General features: G+C 68.0%; 6 protein-coding genes and 1 pseudogene. 1 reads left to right on the forward strand and 6 read right to left on the reverse strand.

The annotated features are described in order from the left end of the window. Positions 1-530: 16S rRNA (cytidine(1402)-2'-O)-methyltransferase (locus Q0627_RS18550; RefSeq protein ID WP_298811863.1), on the forward strand; the 530-nt coding region annotated here is incomplete at its 5' end. Here the strand turns inward: Q0627_RS18550 and Q0627_RS18555 are convergent. From Q0627_RS18555 to Q0627_RS18580, 6 genes and pseudogenes are all read right to left on the reverse strand, one after another. Further along, on the reverse strand, positions 527-1,741 hold the full coding sequence (locus Q0627_RS18555) for a GAF domain-containing protein (protein WP_291018328.1): 1,215 nt from the start codon (positions 1,739-1,741) through the stop codon (positions 527-529). The two genes, Q0627_RS18550 and Q0627_RS18555, sit on opposite strands and share 4 nt — an antisense overlap. A 10-nt stretch (positions 1,742-1,751) precedes the next feature. Continuing rightward, complete coding sequence (locus tag Q0627_RS18560) at positions 1,752-2,933, reverse strand: aminodeoxychorismate synthase component I (RefSeq protein ID WP_291018337.1); 1,182 nt, start codon at positions 2,931-2,933, stop codon at positions 1,752-1,754. Between the two features lie 68 nt (positions 2,934-3,001). Beyond that, positions 3,002-4,588: a methionine--tRNA ligase gene (metG, locus tag Q0627_RS18565; protein ID WP_291018326.1), complete on the reverse strand. Its 1,587-nt coding sequence runs from the start codon at positions 4,586-4,588 to the stop codon at positions 3,002-3,004. Between the two features lie 68 nt (positions 4,589-4,656). Beyond that, positions 4,657-7,008, reverse strand: coding sequence for a glycoside hydrolase family 65 protein (locus Q0627_RS18570; protein ID WP_291018324.1), 2,352 nt, complete (start codon positions 7,006-7,008; stop codon positions 4,657-4,659). Next, positions 7,005-7,712: an HAD family phosphatase gene (locus Q0627_RS18575; RefSeq protein ID WP_291018322.1), complete on the reverse strand. Its 708-nt coding sequence runs from the start codon at positions 7,710-7,712 to the stop codon at positions 7,005-7,007. Before Q0627_RS18575 ends, Q0627_RS18570 begins: the two co-directional genes overlap by 4 nt. 85 nt (positions 7,713-7,797) lie before the next feature. Continuing rightward, positions 7,798-8,048 (reverse strand): annotated as a pseudogene (locus Q0627_RS18580) (GntR family transcriptional regulator); the annotation flags it as partial.

Here is an 8,048-nt window from a genome sequence, read left to right on the forward strand (position 1 = left end):
TCGACGCCGGGCTGCCGGTGACGTGCCTGCCGGGCCCGTCGGCGGTGACGACGGCACTGGCGTTGTCGGCGCTACCCGCCGAACGGTTCTGTTTCGACGGTTTCGCACCCCGTAAGCCGGGTGCGCGCCGGGCGTGGCTGGCCGAGTTGATCGCCCAGCCCCGCACCACAGTGTTCTTCGAGTCCCCGCACCGGCTCGCCGACACCCTCGACTGCGCCGCGCAGGTGCTCGGATCCGAACGCCGGGCGGCGGTGTGCCGGGAGCTGACCAAGACGCACGAACAGGTGCGGCGCGGCGCGCTCGCCGAACTCGCCATCTGGGCGGCCGACGGGGTGCGCGGTGAGATCACCGTCGTCATCGAGGGTGCGCCGGCCGGTTCGGGCGAACCCGACGTGCAGACGCTCGCCGAACGCGCCGAGGAACTCGCGGCCGGCGGGATGCGGCTGAAAGATGCGTGCGCGCAGGTGTGCGAGGGTCTCGGCGTCTCACGTCGCGAGGTTTATCAGGCGGTGCTCGACCGACGACGCTAGCCGATGAGCTCGGTGTCGAACTTCTCCGTGTCGACGCCGCCGACGACGCGCAACTGCACGCCGCGCGAAAGCCGGTAGGGACGGCTGGCCACCAGCGTGCCGACGACCCGCCGCAGCCGGGACATCTCGGCGCGGACGGTCACCAGGTGTTCGGCGTCACCGTACAGCAGGCCGCTCAGTTCGGCGCCGGTGATGCCGTTCTCGCCGGCCTCGGCCAGCAGCAGCACGATCTGCGCGTGCCGCCGGGTCAGCACCGCCCGCCAGGAACCGTCGGCTCCGGTCACCGCCACGCTGGGTTCGCCGCGCAGGTCGAGTGTGGCCACCACGGGGCAGCCGGGCCCGGACGGCCGCAACAGCCAGCCGCCGGCCACCCGTTCGGCCTCGCATTCGCCCATGCCGCTGACGAACGGCCGGGCACCCGGTGTGGGCGCGTCGATTCGCCTGGGTGCGGTGAAGCCGGCGCTGGCGGCCACCCACCCGTTGTCGTCGACGACCATTCCGGGGCCGGACAGGCCCGTGAGCTGGGCGACGGTCCGCACGCGCAGCTCGGCCAGGTTGCGTTCGTGCGTCATCTCCATCTCCCGTTCGCCGAGCGCGGCGAATGCGGTCACCAGCGCGGTGGACGCCGGTTGCAGGGCCGCGCACGGCCCGGTGATGGCGATCAGGCCGACGATCGATCCGGTGGACCGGTCGTGGATGGGTGCGGCGGCGCAGTAGACGTCGTGCAGGGCCCGGCAGTAGTGCTCGGCCCCGTACACCAGTTGCGGGCGACCGGTCTGCATCACCAGGGTGATCGCGTTGGTACCGACCGACGCCTCGTCCCAGCGGCTGCCGTCCACCAGCCCGATCCCGTCGGCGATCGGCAGCAGATCGGCCGGAACACAGCGATGGATGATCAGGCCGTCCGGGTCGACCAGTCCCATGATCAGGTGCGGGTCGGTGACCGCGTCGGCGAACAGCTGTCGCATGCGTTCGATGGCGCCGGCGAGAGGATGATTCGCGAGGCGTTCCTGGACGGCCGCCCGGCTGACCACCGGCGGATCGAGGTGATCGGGGTCGACGCCGTGAGCCGCCGAACTGCGCCACGACGCGACAAGTTCGTCGCGGACACCGTCGGGCGCGGCGAGCCCCCGGCCGACCACCGCATCGTGTGCGGCCGCCAGCCGATTGCGTACCTCCCGCGGGTCTGCCCCCGACGTGATCAAACCCATAACGGACATCTTAACGGTTCCGATGTGACGATCCTGTGTCGTCGCGGGTGAATGCCGAGATGATCGTCGATGCCTTGTCCAGGCATTCCTGCCATTCACGGTACGGATCGGAGTCGATCGTGATGCCGCCGCCCACCCCGAGGACCGCAGAACCGTCCGGGGTGACGGCAACCGTGCGGATCGCCACGTTCAGGTCCAGGTCACCGCCCGGCCCGGCCATGCCGATCGCGCCGCAGTACAGACCGCGCGAATGTTGTTCCCAGCCCGCCAGCAGCGACAGGGCCCGGAGTTTGGGGGTTCCGGTGACCGATGCCGGCGGAAACGTCGCCTCCAGCAGATCGGTGGTGGTGACGTCGTCGCCGACGGTCGCGGCCACCGTCGACACCAGATGCCACACGCCGGGTGCCGGCTGGATCCGCAGCAGCGCGGGGACTGTGACGCTGCCGACGTCGGCGACCCGGCCGAGGTCGTTGCGGACCAGGTCGACGATCATCACGTTCTCGGCGATGTCCTTCTCCGAGGAGGCCAGTGTGGCCGGGTCGGCGCCGGCGGGAACGGTGCCCTTGATCGGGGCCGAGGTGACCACACCGCCGGTTCGGCGCAGGAACGTCTCCGGTGAGAAGCTTGCCACGCAGCCCCAATCACCCTGCAGAAAAGCAGATTTGGCGGGAGTCGTGGTGGCGGCCAGTAGCCGGTAGAACGCCGAAGGCGGGCCGTCGATCCGTCCGGTGAACCGGGTGCACACACACGCCTGATACACCTCTCCCGCCCGGATGGCCTCCAGACAGGATTTGACGGCCGCCAGATGCGGCCCGCGTTCGGGCGCCGTCCACCTCACCCGCGGCGGATCCGGGAGGTGAACCTGCCCAGCCGCGGCGAGACAATCCGAAACCCATGCCGGACAAGGAGATCCGTCGACGCTCAGGTACTCCCACCGACCTGCCCGCGAGATCAGGATGCCGGAGGTCTCACCCCCGGCCACCTCGGGCAGGCCGTCGCCGCCGGTCGCGGGGTATGCGGGAAAGCCGATGTAGCCGAACCAGAATCGCGTCGCCACGGGCGGTGGCCGGTGTCCGGCGACGATATCGATCGACGGTGCGATCACCGCGTCGGCACCCCACCAATCGCCGACCAGCGCGGCGGGCGGCGGCAACCCCCGTGCCCCGGTGTGCTCGATCAGCGACCCCAGCACCTCCAGTGGTCCGGGAGCGAACGGCTCAGGAGCGCAGCCCGGGCCGGGATCCGCACGCAGGCCAGGGGTCAAGACGTCTCGTAGCGGGGAAACACCGGCGATGGTTTGGGCAGCGCGGTGCCGGGGACGAGCCGCGACGCCACCGCGGTGAACTGCCGATCGGTGCCGTCGGTACCGACGGCGAGCAGATCGAGGATCGTGCCGCAGGAGGTGGGCAGCACCGGTTGTGCCAGGAGCGCCACGATCCGGACAGCCTCGGCGCACACGTACAGCACCGTCGCGGTCCTGTCGAGATCGGTCTTGGCCAGCTTCCAGGGTTCCTGGGCCGAGATGTAGCGATTGGTGTCGGCGAGCACCGACCACAGTGCCTCCAGACCCAGGTGAATGGCCTGTGCGTCGAAGTGGCCGCGGACGATGTCCGGCAGCGCGTCGGCGGCGTCGAGCAGCGTGCGGTCGGCGTCGGTGTACTCGCCGGGCGTGGGCACGGCGCCACCGAAGTACTTGCCGATCATCGACAGGGTGCGCTGGGCGAGGTTGCCGAACTCGTTGGCCAGGTCGGCGTTGATGCGGCTGATCATCGCCTCCGCCGAATACGAACCGTCCTGCCCGTAGGACACCTCGCGCAGGAAGAAGTAGCGCACCGGATCGAGACCGAACTGGTCGATGAGATTGTCCGGATCAACCACATTGCCCACCGACTTGCTCATCTTTTCGCCCTTATTGAACAAAAAGCCATGTGCGAACACACGTTTGGGCAGTTCGATACCGGCGCTGAGCAGGAAGGCCGGCCAATATACGCAGTGGAAGCGGATGATGTCCTTGCCGATGATGTGCAGATCCGCCGGCCAGTATCTGGCGGTGGTGTCCGGGTCGTCGGGAAATCCCGCCCCGGTCAGGTAGTTGGTCAGTGCGTCGACCCACACGTACATGACGTGACCGGAATGGCCGGGCACGGGCACACCCCAGTCGAAGGTGGTGCGCGAGATCGACAGGTCGGTGAGGCCACCCTTGACGAAGCTGACCACCTCGTTACGCCGCACATCCGGCCCGATGAACTCTGGATGCTCCTCGTACAGCGCGAGCAGCCGGTCCTGATACGCAGAAAGCCGGAAGAAGTATGTTTCTTCCTCGGTCCAGGTCAGTTTGTGCCCGTTGTCGGCGGCCACCCGGTCACCGCCGTCGTCGTCGACGGTGGTGTCGGCTTCGGCGTAGAACACCTCGTCGCGGACGTCATACCAGCCCGAATACTTGTCGAGGTAGATGTCACCGGCGTCGGCCATCCGCTGCCAGATGGCCTCCGAGGCACGTTTGTGATCCTCGTCGGAGGTCCGGATGAACCGGTCGTAGCTCGAGCCCAGACGATCCTGCAGCGCCTGGAACCGGTCGGAATTCTCGGCGGCCAGTTCGGCCGTGGGTACGCCCGCGGCCTGCGCGGTCTGCTGCATCTTCTGCCCGTGCACGTCCGTACCGGTCAGGAAGCGGACGTCGAAGCCGTCGAGCCTCTTGAACCGCGCCAGCGCATCGGCCGAGATGTACTCGTAGGCATGCCCGATGTGCGGTGCGCCGTTGGGGTAGGCGATCGCGGTGGTCAGGTAGTACGGACGCCCGGCACCGTGAGAAGAGGTACCGGCGGTCGGGTCGGTGTCTGCAGACATAATTCCGTCAGATTACCGACCCGTACCCCCGGTGCCTAACCGATTGCTGCCTAACCGATTGGCGCCGGTCATATGCTGCGCTGGTACGGCTCGCAGCCGGGTGGCGCCTTGGGCGGGGTGCGGTGCTCGATCTCGGCGATCGGCAGCGACACCGGCTGTTCGTGCAGGGTGAATTCCTCGCCGTGATGGGCCAGCACGATCGGCGGCCCCGACAGCAGCCGGTAGGTGGCCTGGCTCTTGTCGATGGCGACGACGATCTTGGAATCGCGTACCACCATCCGGAACGACAGGTAGGTGAGCCTGGCCGGCAGTCGCGGCGCGAACGTGATGTTGCCGCCGAAATCGCGCATACCACCGAACCCGGCCACGCAGTCCGTCCACGCACCGGCCAGCGCCGCGATGTGCAGGCCACTGCTCACGTTGTCGTGCAGGTCGTGCAGGTCGGTGAACACCGATTCCGAGAGCAGGTCGTAGGCCAGGTCGAGGTAGCCGACCTCGGCCGCGGTGACGGCCTCGCAGCACGCCGACAGCGACGAGTCGCGCACGGTGAGCGGATAGTAATAGTCGAAGTTCTTGAGCTTCTGCTCTGCGGTGAACTCCTCGCCGAAGGTGTACATGGCGAACACCAGATCGGCCTGCTTGACCACCTGCTTGCGGTACAGGTCGTAGTACGGATAGTTCAGCAGCAGCGGGTATTTGCCCACCGACGCCTCGAAGTCCCAGGCGCCGAGCAGAGTGAACGACTCGCACTGCTGATGCACCCCGAGCGCGTCGTCGTACGGGATGGTCATCGCGTCGGCGCACGATTCCCAGTGTGCCACTTCGGCATTGGTGACACCGAGCTGGCCGGCGATGTCGGGGCGGCGGTGTACGATCTCGGCCGCGTCGCGCAGATTCTGCCGGGCGGCGAGGTTGGTGAACACGTTGTTGTTGATGATCGCGGTGTACTCGTCGGGGCCGGTCACGCCGTCGATGCGGAACTTGCCGTTGACGTCGTGATGGCCGAGTGCGGCGAACAATCGTGCCGTTTCCACGAGAAGTTCTACGCCGCACTCGGTTTCGAACTTCTCGTCGTCGGTGGCGCGCAGATAGCGGGCGGTGGCGTTGGCGATGTCGGCCGATACGTGCACGCCCGCGGTGCCGGCGGGCCAGTAGCCCGAACACTCGTCGCCGTTGATGGAACGCCACGGGAACATGGCGCCGCGCTGACCCAGTTCGGCGGCGCGGGCCTTGGCCTTGTCCATCGTGGCGTGCCGCCAGCGCAACTCCTCACCGGCCGCCGCGGGGGCGGTGTAGGTGAGCATCGGCAGGATGAAACTCTCGGTGTCCCAGAAGGTGTGGCCGTCGTAGCCGGGGCCGGTCAGGCCCTTGGCGGGGATGGCGCGGGACTGCCCGCGGGCGCCGGCCTGCAGCACGTGGAACAGCGAGAACCGCACTGCCTGCTGGAGTTCGGCGTCGCCGTCGAGCTCGATGTCGGCGTCGCGCCAGAAGTCGTCGAGGTAGGCCACCTGCTCGGCTTTCAGCGCGGCCCAACCGGTTTCCATCGCCATCGCGAGCGCGGCGTCGACCTGGGCGCGCAGTGCGGGCACCGAACGCCGGGCCGACCAGCCATATCCGATGTACTTGGTCAGCGACAGCTTGGTGCCCTGTGGCACATTGGCGGCGGCGGTGAGCCGGGCCAGGTCGCCGTCGGCCCGGATGAACGCCTCGAACTTGTCCGGGAAGTCGATCTCGTGATCCATGCCCGCGGCCACGTGCAGGTTGGAGTTCTTGGTGTGGTGCACCAGGATCGACCAGTAGTTGCGGCAGGCGGCCAGGTCAGACACCAGCGGGGCATCGAGGGCGGCGGCCAGGCGCGGGTCGTTGCCGGGCGTGGGCACCGGCTCGTTGGCCAGCAGGTCCGACTGCAGCACCAGCTTCATGTCCTCGCCGATCGGCTCCACCTCGTAGTGGATGGCCGCGACGGTGCGCTTGGTGAACGAGACGAGGCGTTCGGACTTGATGCGCACGGTGTGCCCGGTGGGCGATGTCCACAGGGTCGAGCGGCGCAGCGTTCCGGTGCGGAAATCGAGGGTGCGTTCGTGTTCCTCGGTGCGTCCGTAGCGCAGATCCATCGGCTCGTCCTCGACGAGCAGCCGGATGATCTTGCCGTCGGTCACGTTGACCACGGTCTGCCCGGATTCGGGGTAGCCGTAACCGCTTTCGGCGTAGGGCAGGTCGCGGCCCTCGTAGAAGCCGTTCAGATAGGTGCCCGGATGGTCGACCGGCTCACCCTCCTCGAAGGTGCCGCGCAGGCCGATGTGCCCGTTCGACAACGCGAACAGGGTCTCGGTCTTTTTGAGGGCGTCGGTGTCCAGGCCGCTCCAGCGCAGCCGCCACGGGTGGATCTCGAAACCGTGGGCGTGTTCGTGAACCGTCATGCCGGCACCAACTCATCGAGATCGGCGACCACGATGCTGGCTCCGGCGGCCCGCATCGCGTCGGTCTGCTCCCCGTCGTGCCGGTCGATCGCAACGACATAGCCGAAATCACCTGCGGCGGCGGCTGTCACACCGGAGATGGCGTCTTCGAAGACGGCCGCGTGGGCGGGCGGAACACCCATCAATTCCGCACCGAGCAGGAATGAATCGGGTGCGGGTTTCCCGTTCAGGCCGCGGGCGGCCACATCGAGTCCGTCGACGCGGATCTCGACGTACTTGGTCAGGTCGGCTGCCTCGAGCACGGCTTCTCCATTCTTTGACGAGGTGACAACAGCGATCCGCAGACCCGCCTCGCGCGCTGCCTCCAGATATCTGACCGATCCGGGGTAGGGGGTGACCCCCTCCGATGCCAGCGCGGCCACGAACATCTCGTTCTTGCCGGTGCCGATCTCCTCGACCGTCGCCTCGTCGGCGGTGATGCCGCGGGAGGCGAGGAAGGTGCGCACACCGTCGGTGCGGGGCCTGCCGTCCACGTAGTCGAGGTAGTCCTGCGCGGTGAACTCGGCGAAACCGTCCGGGTCGCGTTCACGTAGGTAGGCGTCGAAGGCGCGTTTCCATGCGCTGCGGTGCAGCACCGCGGTGGACGTCAGTACCCCGTCAAGGTCGAAGAGTGCGACCGTCACTGTCTCTGGCAATCCCAACACCGGGCCAACGCTACCTGTCGTGGGCCGGTTCGGCGCGGGAAGCGGCGGGACCGGGTATGGGGCGGGACCGGGAGGTGTGGTGGCCTCAGGCGGGCGCGGCTTCGGTGCGGGACTGCTCGTCGAAGAATCCGATCGATTCGAGTTGGTCGATCAGCCGGTCGCGGGCGTCGGCGAAACCCTGGTGGATCTCGGTGCGGATGGCCTCGGTGTCGCGCCGGCGCAGATGCCCGACCAGCCTGCGGTGGCTGGCCGCGGCCTGCCTGCGCCACTGCGGGTCGCGCGTGTACAGCTCGTGCGGGTTGTACTTGCTGGCGGCGTGCACGAACCAGGCGAGCT

The organism is uncultured Gordonia sp., assembly GCF_937858515.1.
Classification (GTDB): Bacteria; Actinomycetota; Actinomycetes; order Mycobacteriales; family Mycobacteriaceae; genus Gordonia.

Bases quoted from the DNA above. Each gene is read 5' to 3' on its own strand.
- Q0627_RS18555 (WP_291018328.1), bottom strand. From the start codon at position 1,741: ATGGGTTTGATCACGTCGGGGGCAGACCCGCGGGAGGTACGCAATCGG.
- metG (WP_291018326.1), bottom strand. From the start codon at position 4,588: ATGTCTGCAGACACCGACCCGACCGCCGGTACCTCTTCTCACGGTGCC.
- Q0627_RS18570 (WP_291018324.1), bottom strand. From the start codon at position 7,008: ATGACGGTTCACGAACACGCCCACGGTTTCGAGATCCACCCGTGGCGG.